Raw genomic sequence first — 18,543 nt, forward strand, 5'->3', positions numbered from 1 at the left:
GTGCGACGCAGCCAGAAGCTGATGGATGCTGCCTCATGCGATTTATCCAGATGGTCGCAAAGCCCTGTCGGGCTTGGGCTGGCGCTGTGACGAACAAGAGGGGAAATGATGAAGGCAGTTATTCTGGCGGGTGGTCTGGGCACGCGTATCAGCGAAGAGTCGCACCTCAAGCCCAAGCCCATGATCGAGATCGGTGGCAAGCCAATTCTCTGGCACATCATGAAGCAATATTCCGCTCACGGCATTCATGACTTCGTGATCTGTCTTGGCTACAAGGGCTATGCGATCAAGGATTTTTTCGCCAACTATTTCCTGCACACCTCCGACGTCACGTTCGACATGTCCAACAACCGCATGGACGTTCACCAGAACTACAGCGAGCCGTGGCGCGTGACCCTGATCGATACCGGCGAAGACACCATGACCGGTGGCCGCCTGCGTCGCGCCGCCCGTTATGTTGAAGGCGAACAGGCGTTCTGCTTCACCTACGGCGACGGCGTCTCGGACCTGAATATCGGTGCCCTGGTGGACTTCCACCTGACCCACGGCAAGCTCGCGACCGTGACCGCCGTGCAGCCGCCGGGACGCTACGGCGCCCTGGAACGCGACGGTGACAGCGTCAAAGGCTTCATCGAAAAACCACGCGGTGACGGCGGCTGGATCAATGGCGGCTTCTTCGTCCTGTCGCCCAAGGTCCTGCCCTACATTGCTGACGATCAGACCTCCTGGGAAGCCGAGCCATTGGCCGCGTTGGCCAACGAGCAGCAGTTGCAAGCCTTCCAGCACGACGGCTTCTGGCACCCGATGGACACCCTGCGCGACAAAAACCACCTTGAGCAGCTGTGGCTGAGCGGGGAGGCCCCATGGAAACAATGGGACTGAGCCAGGAATTCTGGCGCGGCAAGCGGGTTCTGCTGACCGGCCATACCGGCTTCAAGGGCAGTTGGTTGACGTTGTGGCTGCAAAGCCTCGGTGCCGAGGTCAGCGGGTTTTCGCTGGACCCGTCCACCGAGCCGAGCCTGTTCGAATTGGCGCGCGTACACGAAGGCATCAACGATCAGCGCGGCGACCTGCGTGACCTCGGTGCCTTATTGGAGCTGATCGCCGAGACCCAACCGGAAATCGTCCTGCACCTGGCGGCCCAACCGCTGGTGCGCGAAGGTTATCGCGACCCGCTGGGGACTTACTCCAGCAACGTCATGGGCACCCTCAATCTGCTCGAAGCGATCCGCCAGGTCGGCGGTGTGCGTGCCTGCGTGCTGGTGACCACCGACAAGGTTTACGCCAACCAGGAATGGCTGTGGCCGTACCGCGAAAACGAAGCCCTCGGTGGCCACGACCCGTACAGCAGCAGCAAAGCCTGCTGCGAGTTGCTGGCGCAGTCTTACGCCGCGTCGTTCTTCCCGGCTGAGAAGTACGGCGAGCACGGTCTGGCACTGGCCACCGCCCGCGCCGGCAACGTGTTGGGTGGCGGTGATTTTGCACCTGAGCGGTTGATTCCCGATGTGCTCAAGGCCTGGTCCGCCGACGAGCCGGTGACCCTGCGCTACCCGCAAGCCGTGCGCCCATGGCAGCACGCGCTGGAGCCGCTGGCCGGTTACCTGCAACTGGCGGCAGGTCTCTATGAACAAGGCCCCGAGTTTGCCGGTGCGTGGAACTTCGGCCCGAGTGAGGCGGACATGTGCAGCGTCGGCGAAGTCGTCGAGTTGCTCGCCAACCGCTGGCCGCAGGCCCGTGGCTTGCGTATCGAACCGAGTGAGTTGCATGAAGCCGGCCTGTTGCGCCTGGACAGCAGCCGTGCCCGTCAGCTGTTGGCCTGGCAACCGCGCTGGTCGTTGCAGCAGTGCCTGACCCAGACGCTGGACTGGCACCTGGCCTGGCAAAACGGCGACGACATGCGCGCTGTCACCTTGGGCCAGTTGAACCTGTACCGAGGCACGCTGTGAGCGAGTTTTCGATAACGCCATTGCCGCTGGCCGGACTGTTCAGCGTGCAGCACAAACGCTTCGAGGATGAGCGCGGGTACTTCGCGCGCCTGTTCTGTGAAGGCAGCCTGAGCGCTTTCGGCGAGCCGTTTCATATCCGTCAGATCAACCATTCCTGCACCCGTGAGCGGGGCAGTGTGCGTGGTTTGCATTATCAAAACGCGAGCGCGCCGGAAGCCAAATTGATCACCTGCCTGCGCGGCGAAGTCTGGGACGTGGCGGTGGATTTGCGCCCCGATTCCGCGACCTTCCTGCACTGGCATGCCGAGCACCTGCGTGCCGGTGACGGTCGCAGCCTGCTGATCCCGGCCGGGTTCGCCCACGGTTTCCAGACCCTGACTGACGACGCCGAATTGCTCTACCTGCACAGCGCGGACTACACGCCGGTGCACGAGGGTGGTTTGAGCGTGAACGATCCACGGCTGGCGATCGCCTGGCCGTTGCCTGTCAATAATCTGTCGGCGCGGGATTCCAGCCATCCCTTGCTTGATGACCACTTCGCTGGAGTGCGTGTATGAATTGCCGTGGTTGCGGGACTTCCCTGGCCTTGCCGCTGATTGACCTCGGCACCTCGCCGCCGTCCAACGCTTATGTGCGCGCCGATCAGCTGGAGCAAGCCGAGCAATGGGTGCCGCTCAAGGTGGCGGTGTGTCAGCAATGCTGGCTGGTGCAGACCGAGGATTACACCAGCGCCGACAGCCTGTTCGACGCCGAGTACGCCTACTTCAGTTCGTTCTCCAGCACCTGGCTGGCCCATGCCGAGCGTTACGTCACCGAGATGACCGAACGCTTCGGTCTGACCGCTGACAGCCGCGTGGTGGAAATCGCTGCCAATGACGGTTACCTGTTGCAGTACGTCGCCGGTCGCGGCATTCCGTGCCTGGGCGTCGAGCCGACCCGCAGCACTGCGCAAGCGGCGAGAGACAAAGGCCTGGAGATTCGTGAACTGTTCTTCGGTCGCGACACCGCGGCGCAGTTGGTCAGCGAAGGCTGGTCCGCCGACCTGATGGCCGCCAACAACGTGTTGGCCCACGTGCCGGACATCAATGATTTCCTCGGTGGTTTTGCCACCTTGCTCAAGCCGGGCGGCGTGGCGACGTTCGAGTTTCCCCAACTGCTGACGCTGATGGCCGGCCAGCAGTTCGACACGCTGTATCACGAGCACTATTCCTACCTGTCGCTGACCGCTGTGCAGACCTTGTGCGAGCGCAATGGACTAGAAGTGTTCGACGTCGCTCAGTTGCCGACCCATGGCGGCTCGCTGCGGGTTTTCGTCCAGCGTGCCGACGGTGCAGGCCGCGACGTGCAACCAACGGTTGCCAAGCAACTGCAAGCCGAACTCGCCGCCGGGGTGAAAACTGCCGAGTACTACGCGACCCTCGCACCCGCCGCCGAACGCATCAAACACGAACTGCTGCGGTTCCTGCTCAAGGCCAAGGCCGACGGCAAACGCGTCGTCGGTTACGGCGCCGCGGCCAAGGGCAACACCTTGCTCAACTACGCCGGGGTCAAACCGGACTTGCTGGCGTGGGTGGCCGATGCCAACCCGCACAAGCAGGGCAAGTATTTGCCGGGCAGCCGCATTCCGATTGTGTCGCCAGCGCAGATCGACCTCGAGCAGCCCGATTACGTGCTGGTGTTGCCGTGGAACCTGCTGACCGAAGTCAGTCAGCAACTGGCGCAGGTGCGTCAGTGGGAGGGGCGCTTCGTGATCGCCGTGCCTGAGTTGACCGTACTGTGAAAGTGCTCGTGACCGGTGCCACCGGGTTTGTCGGCCGTCATCTGGTCGCCGCCTTGCTCGCCCGTGGCTGCGAAGTCCGCGCCGTGGCGCGCAACGCCGAGACTGCCGCGAACATGCCGTGGATCAATGCGGTGGAATTCGTCGCGGCGGATATTCACGCCGACGATTTGAACATCGCCGCATTGACCGATGGCGTCGACGCGTTGGCGCACCTGGCCTGGCCAGGGTTGCCGAACTATCGGGCGCTGTTCCACTTCGAGCACAACCTGATGGCCGATTACCGGTTCATCAAGGGTGCGGTCGAGGCGGGCGTCTCGCACGTGTTGATCACCGGCACCTGTTTCGAATACGGCATGCAGAGTGGCCCGCTGAGCGAACACAGCGCGCCGCAGCCGAGCAACCCCTACGGGTTGGCAAAAAATACGCTGCGCCTGTTTCTGCAAAACCTGCAGCAGGTTCAACCGTTCACTCTGCAATGGGCACGGTTGTTTTACCTGCACGGCGAAGGGCAAAACCCGAACAGTTTGCTCGCCGCGCTGGACCGCGCCATCGACGCGGGCGATGCCAGCTTCAACATGTCGGCCGGTGAGCAGTTGCGTGATTACCTGGCGATTGAAACTGCGGCCGGTTACCTCGCCGCTATCGTGCAGCAGAGTGACTTCGATGGCGTGATCAATTGCTCCAGCGGCCAGCCGGTTTCGGTGCGGGCGCTGGTCGAGCAGCGGCTGCGTGAGCGCGGCGCGTCGATCCATTTGAACCTCGGTCATTATCCATACCCGACCCACGAGCCGATGGCGTTCTGGGGCGTGGCGGACCGTTTGCAACAGCTACTGGGAGCAGAGCATGAGGCATGAGTTGTACCGGGTCGCCGACCTGCCGGTGTTGCAAAACCGCACCTTCGCCGACCCCGAGTCGGCCAGGGCTTCGGCGTGTGCCGACATGGTCCTGGTGCAGGATGAAAAAAGCGGGTTGATCTTCAACCAGGCCTTCGATGCCGACAAGCTGAGCTACGACGCCGACTACCAGAACGAGCAGGCGCATTCGGGCCAGTTCCAGAAGCACCTCGGTGATGTCGAGGGCATCATTGCTCGCCACTTCAAGGGCCGGGAACTGATCGAAGTCGGCTGCGGCAAGGGCTACTTCCTCGAACTGCTCAAAGGGCTGGGTTACGCCATCACCGGTATCGACCCGGCCTACGAAGGCGACAACGCCGACGTGATCAAGGCGCCGTTCACCCGTGGCCTTGGCCTGGCGGCGGACGCTATCGTGCTGCGCCATGTGCTGGAACACATTCAGGATCCGGTGAGTTTTCTCGCCGAGATCGCCCACGCCAATCAGGGCGGGCAGATCTACATCGAAGTGCCGTGCTTCGACTGGATCCTCGAGCACAAAGCCTGGTTTGACCTGTTCTACGAGCACGTCAATTACTTCCGCCTCGATGACCTGCGCCGGATGTTCGGCAACGTGCACGAGGCCGGCCACCTGTTCGGCGGCCAGTACCTGTACATCGTGGCCGACCTGGCGACCTTGCGCCTGACCCCGGAACAACCGGTGCCACGCCTGGACTTGCCTGAAGGTTTCACTACGAGCCTCGAGCGCGCAGTGCAGATTATCCAGGACGCGCCCCAGCAGGGTTCGGCGATCTGGGGCGCATCGTCCAAAGGCGTGATCTATTCGCTGTTCCTGCAAAGGGCCGGTGTGGCGGTGGATCGCGTGGTCGATATCAACCCGGCGAAGCAGGGGCGTTATCTACCCCTGAGCGGCGTGCGTGTGTCCTCGCCGCAAGAGGCCATGGACGCGCTGCCCGAAGGCGCCAACCTGTTTGTAATGAATTCCAACTACCTCGAAGAAATCAAGCGGATGACCGATGGACGCTACGTCTATCACGCCGTCGACAGCGCTTCGTTCCAGTGACTATTGAGATTAGAAAAATGACTGACAACACCATCAATAAAGCCTTCGAAGCCGAGTGCGCAGAACAAATCGCCGCTCAGGGCGACGACCAGAAACTCACCGGTCTGGCCCAGGATTTCTTCAACCAATCGGCCAAGCATAAGTACAGCTACCACTTCTCGTGGATGGGCCGCCCGATCATCCAGCTGCCGCAAGACATGATGGCAATGCAGGAAATCATCTGGCAGGTCAAACCCGACCTGGTGATTGAATGCGGCATCGCCCACGGCGGTTCCATCATCTACTACGCCTCGTTGCTGGAGCTGCAAGGGCACGGCGAAGTGCTGGGCATCGACCTCGACATTCGCCCGCACAACCGCGAAGCCATCGAAAGCCACCCGATGAGCAAGCGCATCAAAATGATCGAAGGCTCGAGCATCGACGAGGCCATCGCCGCACAAGTACGCGCTGCCGCCGAGGGCAAGAAAGTCATCCTCGTGCTCGACTCCAACCACACCCACGATCACGTGCTGGAAGAGCTGCGCCTGTACGCACCGCTGGTGTCGGTGGACAGCTACTGCGTGGTCATGGACACCGTGGTTGAAGACATGCCGGCCGATTTCTTCCCGGACCGTCCATGGGGCCCAGGCGACAACCCGAAGACCGCCGTGTGGAAATACCTGGAAGAAAACGCTGACTTCGAGATCGACCGTCAGTTGCAGAACAAGCTGCTGATCACCGTGGCGCCGGACGGCTATCTGCGTCGGGTTCGTTAAGCAACACCATCATTTCTTGAGTTCATCGGGCGACAGTCGGTTGTGGGGAAAGACAATGCAAGGCAAGTACGGTTCTGAAAGCGGATTACCACTGAACGAGTTGTTGACGGTGGTGCTGGTCACCCACAACCGGCCGGCATTTGCTCGCCGGGCAGCTAAGTTTTACAGCAGCTTGCCTTGCAGGATTTTACTGCTGGACTCCTCGACCCACATCACTGAGGGCATCGAGGGTGTGTACCCTTCAGTCGACTATCGGCATCTGCCGGAGTTTGGCTACCAGGGCTTGCGCGCCAAACTGCATTACGGCGTCAAGCAGGTCACCACGCCGTACATGGTGTTCGCCGCCGACGATGACTTCATTGTGCATGACGCGCTCAACGCGTCAGTCTCATTCCTGGAGTCGAACGCCGATTACGGCATGTGCCACGGTTACTGCCTGATGTACCTGGCGCTGGCCAGTAGCGTGAGCTACTACCGACGAGACAAGAAGGTCTGCGAAGACTATTCGTCCGAGCGTGCTCAGGACCGGGTCATCGATTTCATGCAGCAGTACATTCCGCCGTTCTACGCCGTCCACCGCGTCGAACTGTTGCGCGACTGGTACGCAATGATGCCGGAGGACATTAGTTTCGAATGGCAGGAAATCGGCCATGCGTACTACATGCTGGCAAGGTCCAAGGCGCGAATGCTGCCTATTCCTTACGTCGTGCGTGAGGTCAATTACCTGACCTCGGAACACAAGACAGAGGTCTATACCACCCTGAGTGCCAGCGATGCCAAGTCGGTGGCGGAACGTGAGGTTTTCGCCCAGTTGCTGTCAACGTTGCCAACTGCGCACACCGGCCTGGATCAGGCTCAGGGCAAGCAGCTGGCTCTGGAGAGTTTTGAGGCAATGGCCGAGTGCCTGCGCACCGGCTGCTCGTTGACCGCCGAACCGATTATCGAGTCGCGCTGGGCCGACGTGCACAAGGGGCCGGAACGCCGCTTCGGGGTCATGCAGTACGTTGAATTGCCTTACTACAACCAGCCGTTTTTTGATCTGCTGAGTCAGTATGAGTTTCTGTTGCACGCCATGCCGGCCGGGCGCGTTCAGCTTCAAGGGCTGGAAGGTATTTGGGCGGACCAGGAAGACATGATGCGGCCACGCAACAACGACACCGCCGAAAGCGTTGTCGATCGGCTGTGGCATGCGTATGACGCAGGTCCGTTCAACCGTCAGGTGGTCAAGCGCCTGGCGCAGCAGTTGGAACTTCTGGGCAAAACCGACGAGGCGCAGAAGATGTTCGCTTGGGGCCAGCGTCTGGACGCGGTATCGATTCAAGGCCATGAAGAGGCGTTTGGTGACATGCGCTCCGGTCGCCTGCTCAAGTGGCTGGCAGCGCGTACGCCGGACACTGATGAAGTCGCCGCCACTTCGCGTCACCTGGCGGCCCACAACGGAGGCCCACAATTCGGCATTCTGATACTGGACCTCGATCACGACGCGGCCAAGCTTCAGGTCACGCTCGATAGTTTGCTGGAAGGGCGCAACCACGCCTTCAAAATTGTGGTGTTCACCACGGGCGAGCCACTGGCGGCAACGACTGAGCGCAATACGCTGCACTTCGTTCGGGTAACCCAGGCCAATTATGTCGACAAGCTCAATCAGGTCGCGCGTCAATCGACGTGTGACTGGTTACTGCTGACCGAAGCCGGTGATGAATTCACCGCTGGCGGTCTGTTGCGCGCCGGTCTGGAGTTGCACGCTGCACCGGACTGCCGAGCGGTGGCGGTGGACGAAATTCACCGTGACGCCCACGGCGCGTTGGTGGACGTATTCCGTCCTGGCTTCAACCTTGATTTGTTGCAAAGTCTGCCCGCGCTGATGGCGCGGCACTGGCTGATCCGCAAGGATGTATGGTTGGCCGCAGGCGGTTATCAGGCCGACTTCAGCAAGGCGCTGGAGTTTGATCTGTTGCTGCGTATTATCGAAGAGGGTGGCCTGGCCTGGCTGGCTCATTTGGACGAACCGCTGCTGATCGCCCGTGCGCCCGTGCTGGAAGACAATCCCCACGAGCGTCAGGCATTGATCCGCCACCTCTCAACCCGTGGCTACAAAGCGCAAGTCACCTCGGATGAGCCCGGCACCTACCGCATTGACTACCGTCACACTGAACGCCCGCTGGTGTCGATCATCGTGCCGAGCCAAGACAACCTGGCGCAGGTGCAACGTTGCGTGACCGCGATTGTGCAGCGCACCCGTTACACCCGTTACGAAGTGTTGATCGCCGACAACGCGAGCCAGTCCGGCGATACCCTGCAATGGCTGGACGGCCTGGGGCAGCCGGGTGACAGGGTCCGTATCCTGCGGGTTCCGGCACGTCTCAGCGCGTCGGCCTTGTACAACCAGGCCTCTCAACAGGCCCAGGGTGAATACCTGGTGCTGTTGGCGGCAGACAGTGAAGTGGTCAACCCGAACTGGCTCGAATCCCTGCTCAACCAGGCCCAGCGCCCGGAAGTGGGCGTAGTGGGTGCCAAGTTGCAGGACCGTGACGGCAACGTCACCCAGGCTGGACTGATTCTGGGGATGCATGACGGTGTCGGTTCGGCGTTTGTGGGCGAACGTAAAGATGCCAAGGGCTACCTGAATCGTTTGGTGCTGGAGCAAAACTACTCGGCCGTATCGGCCGTGTGCCTGATGATCGGCAAAGCCTTGTTCGACGACGTAGGTGGGCTGGACGAAGGCGTATTCGCCGAAGCCTTCAGCGACGTGGATCTGTGCCTGAAAGTTGGCCAGGCGGGTTATCTGGTGGTGTGGACGCCACAGGTTCAGGTCATTCACCCCGGCACCCTGCCCGATGCACCGCAGGCCCTTCAGGCCTTGCGTGAAAAATGGCCTGGGCCATTCCAGCACGATCTGGCGTACAACAAGAACCTCGCCCTGACCGGCAAGGGTTTCACCCTTGGCAGCGCGACCGGCGTGGATTGGGCGCGGTTGCTGGCTTAAGCGGTCTGGTCAACAGAAGGACTTATCACATGTGCAACGGCAAGATGATGTTCAAGGATACTCATGCCTGCCAGCTGGTTGGGTACTGTGTTGAGTCACGGCCATGCTGACTTACAAGATTCCTTACGGCCGACAAAACATTGATCAGACGGATATCGATGCCGTCATGGAAGTGCTCAATTCGCCCTGGCTGACTCAGGGGCCGACGATTGAGCGCTTTGAAAAAGCCTTGGCCGAACGCTGTCAGGCGGAGTACGCCGTAGCGGTGTGCAACGCTACGGCGGCGTTGCACATTGCCTGCTTGGTCACCGGTCTTGGACCGGGCGACTTGCTCTGGACCAGTCCCAATACCTTTGTCGCGTCGGCCAACTGCGGACGCTACTGCGGCGCCGATGTCGATTTCGTTGACATCGACCCGCACACCCTGAACATGGATGCGCGGTTGCTGGCAGATAAGCTTGAACGGGCCGAGGCGACGGGCAAGTTGCCAAAGGTGGTGGTGGCGGTCGCGTTCGCAGGGCAGAGTTGTGACCTGCGTGCCATTTCGCAGTTGTCCGAGCGCTATGGTTTTATCCTGATCGAGGACGCCTCTCACGCTGTAGGTGCTTCGTATCTGGGACGGCCAGTCGGCTGTGGCCAATACGCCGACATGACGATTTTCAGTTTCCACCCGGTCAAGATCATTACCACTGCCGAAGGTGGCATGGTACTTACCAATCGCCCAGAGTTCGCCGAGCGTTTGCGGCGCCTGCGCAGCCACGGTATTACCGGTGACCCGGCGCAGATGAATGTGCCGCAGACGGGCTTGTGGTATTACCAGCAAATCGAGCTTGGTTTCAATTACCGCATGACCGATTTGCACGCTGCGCTGGGGTTGTCGCAAATCAAGCGACTCGATGCGTTTGTCGCCAAGCGTCGTCAATTGGCTGCGCGCTATCAAACATTGTTGGCTGGTGTAGCAGTGACATTGCCGGTGGCTCAGCAGGGTGCCGAGTCGGCCTGGCACCTGTATGTAGTCCGGTTGCAGCTGCCGCTACTCAAGCTCAACCAGGCACAGGTGTTTGAAACATTGAGGGCTGCCGGGGTGGGCGTGAACCTGCATTATATTCCGGTGCATTTGCAACCCTATTACCGGGGGCAGGGTTTCAAGGATGGAGACTTTCCGCAGGCCGAGCGTTATTTTTCGGAGGCAATCAGCCTGCCGTTGTACCCTGACCTTACGGATGCAGAACAAGACTATGTGGTCGAACAACTGCGTCGACTCACTAAGTAAGCATTGCCGAAAAGGGCCGATGAGAATGTGATGCGTGAATTGACCGAGCAGGAAAAATTCTGGCAGGGCGATTTTGGTAACCAGTACGTTGACCGTAATGTCGGTCAACCACTGCTGGCGGCGAATTTGGCGTTGTTTGCCAAAGCACTGACCCGCGCTGGGTGCATCGATAGCCTGGTGGAGCTGGGCACCAATGTTGGCAACAATTTGCAGGCGCTTCGCCAACTGCTGCCACGATGCAAGCTGTTTGGCGTGGAGATCAATGCCCGTGCCTGCGCCCAGGCCCAGGCGTTGGACATTGAGCAGCTCTGGCAAGGCTCTCTGTTCGATTACTCTCGGGAGCGCCGCTACGACCTGACCTTGAGCAAGGGCGTACTTATTCACGTGGCATCCGAGCTGCTACCCGCCGCCTATGCGCAATTGTATAAGCTGAGCCAGCGTTACATCCTGATCGCCGAGTACTACAACCCGGTGCCGATAGAGCTGTCGTATCGAGGCAACAACGGCAAGCTGTTCAAGCGCGATTTCGCTGGTGAGATGCTTGACCGTTACAGTGATCTGCAACTGCTGGACTACGGCTTTTGCTATCACCGCGACCCGCAATTCCCGGTGGATGACATCACCTGGTTTCTTCTGGAAAAACGCCCTTGAACAGCGTTGCAATTATCCCGGCTCGCGGCGGTAGCAAACGCATCCCTCGCAAAAACCTGAAACCGTTCGACGGCGTGCCGATGGTTGTCCGCTCGATTCAAACCGCTCTCGATTCAGGCTTGTTCGCTCAGGTCTTGGTCAGCACTGACGACGAAGAGATTGCCGATTTGGCCCGGACGTGCGGCGCTCAAGTGCCATTCATGCGCCCCGCAGAACTGGCGGATGACTTCACCGGTACGGCGACGGTGATCGCCCACGCTTTACAAGCGTTGCGAGAGCAGAACTTTGATTTTGCCTGCTGCATTTACGCCACCGCACCCTTGTTGCAAACCCGGTTTCTGCAGCAAGGGCTGACGTTGTTGGGACAACACCCGGCGAAGTCCTTTGCATTTTCAGTGTGTGATTTCGGTTTCCCGGTACAGCGTGCTTTGACCGTTGATGATCAGGGCACATTGACCGCGCTATACCCGGAATTTTGTAACACCCGCTCTCAGGACTTGGCGCCGGCCTATCAAGACGCGGGTCAGTTTTACTGGGGGCGCCGAGAGGCATGGTTGCGCGGCGACGCGTTGTACTCGCCACTCAGCCTGCCAGTGATTCTGCCGCGGTATCTGGTGCAAGACATCGACACCGTTGAAGACTGGAAGCGTGCCGAATATCTGTACGCGGCATTGAAAGCCGGCGGTGAAGTGCAATGAGGGTGCTGATTCGTTCCGACGCCTCGCCGACCATTGGCAGCGGCCATATTGCGCGCCTGTTGCCACTGGCCAGAACCTTGCGCAAGCAGGGTTCGCACGTGGCGTTTGCCTGTCGTCTGCTGCCGGGCCATCGACTGGATGCGTTGGCGGGTGAGGGCTTCGAAACCTTTGCGCTGCCCGATCGTTATCCCGATGAAGATCCGCAACAAGCCATCGAATCGATGCTGCCGTGGCAAGCGGACATCGATGCAATGACTCAGGCGTTGAAAGGCCAGCCGGCGTTCGACTGGATCATCGTCGACCACTATGGCCTCGACCATCGCTGGCAAACCGCAGCCCGGCGCTGGGCGCCCCGGATCGCCGTAGTGGATGATCTCGCGACGCGCACCTACGACGCCGATCTGCTGCTCAATCAGAACCTGTCCGGAACGCCTGAGGCTTATGCCTCGCTGCTGCCACGGGATTGCCAGACCTTGCTCGGCCCGCGTTTTGCGATGCTGCGCGATGAGTTCTGCTGTGTAGCCATCGAGATCAAACCGCAAGCCAAACGGGTGCTGGTGAACTTTGGTGGTTTCGACGCGGCAATGCAGACGCATCATGCGATGTTGGCGATGGCGGACTTGCATGAGCTGGACGTCGATTTTGTGGCCGGTGCCGACAACCCGGCCTGGGAACAGATGCAAGCGTTGGCGGCAGATCATCCAAACTGGCGCTTGCACAGTTTTGTCAGCGACTTTTATCGGTTGATGACCAAGGCTGACCTGTTTGTCGGTGCCGGCGGCGGCACCAGTTGGGAGCGGGCGGCGCTGGGGTTGCCGACGATCTGTATTGCAGTGTCGAACAATCAGCAGGCCAATGGCGAGGTCATGGCGGCGGCGGGGGCTCATGTCTACCTGGGGCCGCGTGAGCAGGTCAGTGTTGAACAGCTGCGTCAGGCCGTGGGTTTTGTCGCGGACAATCAGGGCATGCGCCAGAGTCTCGCCGAACGCTCCCGGCAATTGGTCGATGGTCGTGGCGCGCAGCGTGTGGCGGCGGCATTGGCCGGCGCGGTTTTACAGATACGCCCGGCGACGCTGAACGATTCGACGCTGTTGTTCGAGGGCCGCAACGCGCAGGCCGTGCGGCGCTGGTCGCTGCAGACCGCTGTCATTGACAGACAAGCCCATCAAAACTGGCTGACCGCCAGCCTGAGCAATGACCAGCGCTTGTTATTGATCGCCGAGGCGGATGACGGCCCGGTCGGTGTGCTGCGTTATGACCGGCGTGGCGTTGAAGCCGAAGTGTCGATTTATCTGTTCGAAGGCCGTTTCGGTGTGGGCTGGGGCAGGGCGCTACTGGCCAGGGGCGAGGCCTTCGTCACCCGTCATTGGCCACAACTGACCGCCATCACCGCTCAGGTTTTGCCGTCCAACCAGCCGTCGCTGAAGGTCTTTCGCGAAGCCGGTTTCACCCAGAGTGCCTGCGCGTTCACGCGCGTATTGAAGGATCACCGCAATGACTAGTTTCAAGATCGGCAACCGCTTGATCGGTGCTGACGCGCCGCCCTTCATCATTGCCGAGATGAGTGGCAACCATAACCAGTCACTGGACATGGCGCTGCAAATCGTCGAAGCGGCGGCCAAGGCCGGCGCCCATGCCTTGAAACTGCAAACCTACACGGCCGAGACCATGACCCTGGACCTGTCCGAAGGTGAGTTCTTCATCAAGGACCCCAACAGCCTGTGGGCGGGCACCTCGCTGTATGCCTTGTACGAAAAAGCGCATACACCGTGGGAGTGGCATGCACCGATTTTTGCCCGGGCCAAGGAGCTGGGGATGCTGGCATTCTCCACACCGTTCGATGACAGCGCCGTCGACTTCCTCGAAAGTCTCGACGTGCCGGCCTACAAGATCGCCAGTTTCGAGAACACCGACTTGCCGCTGATTCGCCGGGTCGCTGCCACGGGCAAGCCGTTGATTATCTCCACCGGCATGGCCAGCATCGCCGAGCTCGACGAAACCGTGCGCGCGGCCCGTGAGGCCGGGTGCAAGGACCTGGTGCTGCTCAAGTGCACCAGCACGTATCCGGCGACCCCGGCCAACAGCAACGTACGCACCATTCCCCATCTGCGTGAATTGTTCGGTTGCCAGGTCGGTTTGTCCGATCACTCCATGGGTGTCGGCGTTTCCGTGGCCGCGGTGGCGCTGGGGGCGACGGTGGTGGAGAAGCACTTCACCCTCGACCGCGCGGCCGGTGGTGTGGACGCCAGTTTCTCGCTGGAACCGGCGGAGCTTGCCAGCCTGGTCGTGGAGACCGAGCGTGCCTGGCAGGCGATGGGCCAGGTGCATTACGGCGTGACTGAAGCCGAGCGTAAATCCCTGGTGTACCGTCGCTCGCTCTATGTCACCCAGGACATGGCCGCCGGCGAGCCCTTCACCACGGCCAATCTGCGCGCCATCCGTCCGGGGCTGGGGCTGGCCCCCAAGCACGCTGAAACCCTTCTGGGCCGCCGTGCCCGCCACGCTATCACGCGTGGAACCCCGCTGGACTGGTCCTTGGTCGAATAACACCTTATCGGCTGGATTCGGCAAAATAGAGTGACCTGTGAGTCATAACGCGCATCTTCACTGTATTGTATTAATCGGGAAGGTGGCGCCTGGCCTGTTTCTGGCCCAGTGATAGCCTTTTTATTCTTCCCGCTGTCGCGGCTTCGGGGCGACGTTTTTCTCTGTTTGTCGGCGCCCTCGAATCCTTGCGAGCGGTGGTATTGGGCTGTTTATTATTGGGAAGCCGTAATGATTGGCATAAAAAGCATTGCGAGCTACGTTCCTGTAGCCGGCATAGACAATTACGCACAAGGTGCAAAATTCGAGAAGGATGAAGAGTTCATCCTTGGCAAGATCGGTTCCGCTTTCCTGCCGCGCAAAGACGATGGGCAAGAAACCTCGGACCTGTGCGTCGAAGCAGCCAATGCGCTGTTTGCCAATAACCCTGATTTGAAACGCGAAGCGGTCGATGTGCTGATCGTGGTCACCCAGAACGGTGACGAAGAGGGTCTGCCACACACTGCTGCCATTGTTCAGGACAAGCTCGGCCTGCCGACCACCGTGGCGGCGTTCGATATTTCCCTGGGCTGCTCCGGCTACGTCTACGGCATCTACGCGATCAAGGGCTTCATGGAAGCCGCCGGCCTGAAAAACGGTCTGCTGATCACCGCCGATCCGTATTCGAAGATTGTCGACCCGGAAGACCGCAACACCACCATGCTGTTCGGCGATGCCGCCACCGCCACCTGGATGGGCGAAAACGCGCCATGGCAGTTGGGTAAGGCCAAGTTTGGCACCGACGGTTCCGGCGCGCCTCACCTGAAGGTGACCGACGGCGTGTTCTTCATGAACGGTCGTCAGGTGTTCAACTTTGCATTGCTCAAAGTCCCGGCGCATTTGCATGAACTGCTGGCCGATTCGCAGTTGACGGCCGACGATGTCGATGCCTTTTGCATTCACCAGGGCAGTGCGGCGATTGTCGATGCCGTGGCACGGCGCTTCGAAGGCGAGCCGGAGAAGTTTCTCAAGGACATGGTCGAGACCGGCAATACCGTGTCGTCGAGCATTCCGTTGCTGCTGGAAAAACACGTACTGGATTCCAGCTGGAAGCGTGTAGCGCTGAGTGGTTTCGGCGTTGGCTTGTCGTGGGGCTCGGCGATTATTTACCGTCCTTGAGATGAATTTTCCGGCATTAAAAATAGCGCTCTGGGTGTAACCTTGAGCGCTATTTTTTTGGATGGCGAGCGAGACGATATGAGCGACAGCTTTGACCACAATGCTCAGGTGATAGAGCGGCGCTGGCCGGCGTTGTTTGCGCGGTTGATGACCGAAGGCAGCGTACAAGAGCAGGCAGAGCTGGTGGAGGGTTCAGGCTCGACGCTAAGCATTTCCGGAATTCAGCTCACCAGTCGCCATGATCGTACCCGTGAGGCACGCCTGCAGGCAGCCAGTCTGCCCCCCGCCTGTGCGGTGGCGCATGTCTACGGCACAGGGCTGGGTGATTTACAGTCCGTCTTGCTTGAAGGCGCAGACCTTCAGCGTTTGTACGTGCATATCCTCAACGGTGCGATTTTCCTGCTGACGCTGCAGTTGCTCGATCAGCGACACTGGCTCGGCGACCCGCGGGTTGAGTTGAGGTATGCCGGTGACTCGCCCGACATCCACTTGCCATTTTTTGCGTTGCCCTCCGAGATGCTGCTGGCAGATGATTTCAATGCCAAAATTCGCGACCGGTTGATCAGTGAAGTGCACTTGACCTTCAATAATCGCGAGTTCGACCCGCAATCCCCTGAAATCATCCAGCGGCTTCGGGATAGTCTTCCACTCGTCAGCCAGGACGCCGATGTCGCCGAGTTGTTCGCGACATGTTCAGGACGGGAAGTGTATGTAATCGCCACCGGGCCTAGCCTTGAGCAGCACTTCGAGCAGCTTCGGGCCGTGCGCGAACAAGAGCCGAGGCCGTTGTTCATCAGCGTCGATACCGCCTATAGACCCCTGCGCGAGCAGGGCATTACGCCGGACGTGGTGGTCACTATCGATCAGCGCATCGGCTTCAGGCACCTGCCGCCGGAAGACACCGGCGACATCCCTCTGGTCTATTTGCCATTGAGTGATCCGCAGGTGCTTGCGGCCTGGAAAGGTGTCCGTTACGTCGGATATTCCGCCAGCCCGGTCTATGCCGAACTCCGCCAGCAGATCAGCAAGGCTGAACTGTATGTCGGCGGCAGTGTGATTCATCCTGCGGTGGACTTGGCGGTGAAAATGGGGGCGGACCGGATTACCCTGTTCGGCGCCGATTTTGCGTTTCCCATGAACAAAACCCATGCTGGCTGGAACGATGGTGACCTTGGGCCGGGTGTCAGTCAGGCCAGGCACTGGGTGCTCGACGGGAATGGTGAGCGTGTCAGCACGCAGTTGAATTTTCGCAGTTATCTGTGTGAGCTGGAGCGCTACATTGCCGGGCACCCAAAGGTGCGTTTTTTCAACAGCAGTCGGGCAGGCGCAATGATTGTTGGTACGGCGTTCAATCAGGAGTTTGTGCAATGACCGAATTTGCACAATGCATCATTGAGTGCCGCCAGTGCGCGGGGTTGTTTCGACTGGGGCGTGATGTCGAGGCGGCGCTGTCTATGGTCGACGTTTTCGAAAAATCGCAGGACCTGTTTAGTAAAACGCCTCCAGCGCTCCAGCAGCAGTGGGCGCAGTTGCTCATGTTGATGTTCGCCGCTCAAGAAGCACAGGACTGGTTAGGGCTGGCGGACTCGATGGAGTATGAGTTGATCGATTTGCTGGAAGCGGGCCAGTCTCATCGTTGAGCGGTGCTCTGCCGGTCAGCGCCGTTTAGTGTTTTTGGTGTCGCGTGCAATTTTTTTGGCGTCATTTTTCTCTCGTGGGTGTCGTGCAAGCCGTTGTTTTCGTAGGGGGTGGCAGTGTGATGGCATTTTTTTTCAAAAAAGCCCTCAAGCAACCTGCAATCGCGACGATAACTACTACGAAGGTTCTCTAGGCCATACCCGGCGGTTGCCAGGGCCGGAAGCCAGTACCCAACCAACGAGGAATTCATCATGCCATTAGGCGTAAACACTAACGTTGCATCCCTGTCCGTTCAAAAGAACCTGGGTCGTGCATCGGACGCTCTGTCTACCTCCATGACTCGCCTGTCTTCCGGCCTGAAAATCAACAGCGCTAAAGACGACGCCGCCGGCCTGCAGATCGCTACTCGTATGACCAGCCAGATCCGTGGTCAGACCGTAGCCATCAAAAACGCCAACGACGGTATCTCGATGGCTCAGACCGCTGAAGGCGCTCTGCAAGAGACCACCAACATTCTGCAACGTATGCGTGAACTGGCTGTTCAGGCGCGTAACGGTACCAACATCACTGCTGACCGTACCGCGACCAACGCCGAATTCACTCAGCTGTCTGATGAACTGACTCGTATCGCCCAGAGCACCAACCTGAACGGCAAAAACCTGCTGGACGGTTCTGCTGGCACCATGGTTCTGCAAGTAGGTTCCAACACCGGTACTGCTAACCAGATCTCCCTGACCCTGAGCAGCAGCTTCGCCGCTTCCAGCTTGTCCGTAGGTTCGGGTACTACTGTTCTGACTGGTGCTACCAGTGCTGCAGCTTTCTCGGCAATCGACGGTGCAATCACCGCGATCGACAAAGCTCTGGACACGGTCAACGCCGTTCGCGCCAACCTCGGTGCTTCGCAAAACCGTCTGACCAGCACCATCTCCAACCTGCAGAACGTCAACGAAAACGCCACCGCTGCACTGGGTCGCGTACAAGACACTGACTTCGCTGCTGAAACGGCCAACCTGACCAAACAGCAGACTCTGCAACAAGCTTCCACCGCTGTTCTGGCTCAAGCCAACCAGTTGCCTTCCGCTGTACTGAAGCTGCTTCAGTAATTTTCGGTTGAGTTTTAGCGGGGGAGTGCGCTTGTCGTGCTCTCTCGCTTTTTAGCTTCAGGAGTGATGGATATGGACATGAGCGTAAAGCTGAACT

General features: G+C 59.7%; 17 protein-coding genes. All 17 read left to right on the forward strand.

What is annotated here, in order from left to right; genetic code table 11:
• Positions 1-108: 108 nt before the first annotated feature.
• The 17 genes from rfbF to NL116_RS08435 all read left to right on the forward strand — a co-directional run bounded on the left by rfbF (position 109) and on the right by NL116_RS08435 (position 18,446).
• Positions 109-882, forward strand: coding sequence for a glucose-1-phosphate cytidylyltransferase (gene rfbF / locus NL116_RS08355; protein ID WP_494378023.1), 774 nt, complete (start codon positions 109-111; stop codon positions 880-882).
• On the forward strand, positions 864-1,946 hold the full coding sequence (rfbG, locus tag NL116_RS08360) for a CDP-glucose 4,6-dehydratase (protein ID WP_494376775.1): 1,083 nt from the start codon (positions 864-866) through the stop codon (positions 1,944-1,946). The genes rfbF and rfbG overlap by 19 nt, the downstream gene beginning before the upstream one ends.
• Entirely contained in the window at positions 1,943-2,503 is a 561-nt protein-coding gene (locus NL116_RS08365) for a dTDP-4-dehydrorhamnose 3,5-epimerase family protein (protein WP_494376776.1), read from the forward strand. Before rfbG ends, NL116_RS08365 begins: the two co-directional genes overlap by 4 nt.
• Entirely contained in the window at positions 2,500-3,726 is a 1,227-nt protein-coding gene (locus NL116_RS08370) for a methyltransferase domain-containing protein (RefSeq protein WP_494376777.1), read from the forward strand. The genes NL116_RS08365 and NL116_RS08370 overlap by 4 nt, the downstream gene beginning before the upstream one ends.
• Entirely contained in the window at positions 3,723-4,580 is an 858-nt protein-coding gene (locus tag NL116_RS08375; protein WP_494376778.1) for an NAD-dependent epimerase/dehydratase family protein, read from the forward strand. Before NL116_RS08370 ends, NL116_RS08375 begins: the two co-directional genes overlap by 4 nt.
• On the forward strand, positions 4,570-5,640 hold the full coding sequence (locus tag NL116_RS08380) for a class I SAM-dependent methyltransferase (protein WP_494376779.1): 1,071 nt from the start codon (positions 4,570-4,572) through the stop codon (positions 5,638-5,640). The genes NL116_RS08375 and NL116_RS08380 overlap by 11 nt, the downstream gene beginning before the upstream one ends.
• Positions 5,641-5,657: 17 nt before the next feature.
• A complete protein-coding gene (locus tag NL116_RS08385; RefSeq protein ID WP_027922337.1) occupies positions 5,658-6,395 on the forward strand; it encodes a cephalosporin hydroxylase family protein in 738 nt (245 codons plus the stop codon).
• A gap of 55 nt (positions 6,396-6,450) precedes the next feature.
• Positions 6,451-9,381, forward strand: a complete 2,931-nt coding sequence (locus NL116_RS08390) for a TIGR00180 family glycosyltransferase (RefSeq protein ID WP_494376780.1) — start codon at positions 6,451-6,453, stop codon at positions 9,379-9,381.
• 103 nt (positions 9,382-9,484) lie between these two features.
• The gene (pseC, locus tag NL116_RS08395; protein ID WP_494376781.1) at positions 9,485-10,654 is read left to right on the forward strand and encodes a UDP-4-amino-4,6-dideoxy-N-acetyl-beta-L-altrosamine transaminase; all 1,170 of its coding nucleotides are present in this window, start codon (positions 9,485-9,487) and stop codon (positions 10,652-10,654) included.
• Between the two features lie 30 nt (positions 10,655-10,684).
• On the forward strand, positions 10,685-11,305 hold the full coding sequence (locus NL116_RS08400; RefSeq protein WP_494376782.1) for a pseudaminic acid biosynthesis-associated methylase: 621 nt from the start codon (positions 10,685-10,687) through the stop codon (positions 11,303-11,305).
• Entirely contained in the window at positions 11,302-12,003 is a 702-nt protein-coding gene (gene pseF, locus NL116_RS08405) for a pseudaminic acid cytidylyltransferase (RefSeq protein WP_494376783.1), read from the forward strand. The genes NL116_RS08400 and pseF overlap by 4 nt, the downstream gene beginning before the upstream one ends.
• Complete coding sequence (pseG, locus tag NL116_RS08410) at positions 12,000-13,505, forward strand: UDP-2,4-diacetamido-2,4,6-trideoxy-beta-L-altropyranose hydrolase (RefSeq protein ID WP_494376784.1); 1,506 nt, start codon at positions 12,000-12,002, stop codon at positions 13,503-13,505. The genes pseF and pseG overlap by 4 nt, the downstream gene beginning before the upstream one ends.
• Positions 13,498-14,550, forward strand: coding sequence for a pseudaminic acid synthase (gene pseI / locus NL116_RS08415; RefSeq protein ID WP_494376785.1), 1,053 nt, complete (start codon positions 13,498-13,500; stop codon positions 14,548-14,550). The genes pseG and pseI overlap by 8 nt, the downstream gene beginning before the upstream one ends.
• Positions 14,551-14,778: 228 nt before the next feature.
• The gene (locus NL116_RS08420; RefSeq protein ID WP_027922344.1) at positions 14,779-15,705 is read left to right on the forward strand and encodes a ketoacyl-ACP synthase III; all 927 of its coding nucleotides are present in this window, start codon (positions 14,779-14,781) and stop codon (positions 15,703-15,705) included.
• A gap of 78 nt (positions 15,706-15,783) precedes the next feature.
• The gene (locus tag NL116_RS08425; RefSeq protein ID WP_494376786.1) at positions 15,784-17,076 is read left to right on the forward strand and encodes a motility associated factor glycosyltransferase family protein; all 1,293 of its coding nucleotides are present in this window, start codon (positions 15,784-15,786) and stop codon (positions 17,074-17,076) included.
• Positions 17,073-17,345, forward strand: a complete 273-nt coding sequence (locus NL116_RS08430; protein WP_494376787.1) for a hypothetical protein — start codon at positions 17,073-17,075, stop codon at positions 17,343-17,345. The genes NL116_RS08425 and NL116_RS08430 overlap by 4 nt, the downstream gene beginning before the upstream one ends.
• Before the next feature lie 249 nt (positions 17,346-17,594).
• A complete protein-coding gene (locus NL116_RS08435; RefSeq protein ID WP_494376788.1) occupies positions 17,595-18,446 on the forward strand; it encodes a flagellin domain-containing protein in 852 nt (283 codons plus the stop codon).
• Positions 18,447-18,543 lie beyond the last annotated feature (97 nt).

The organism is Pseudomonas sp. FBCC-B1667 (assembly GCF_059133255.1).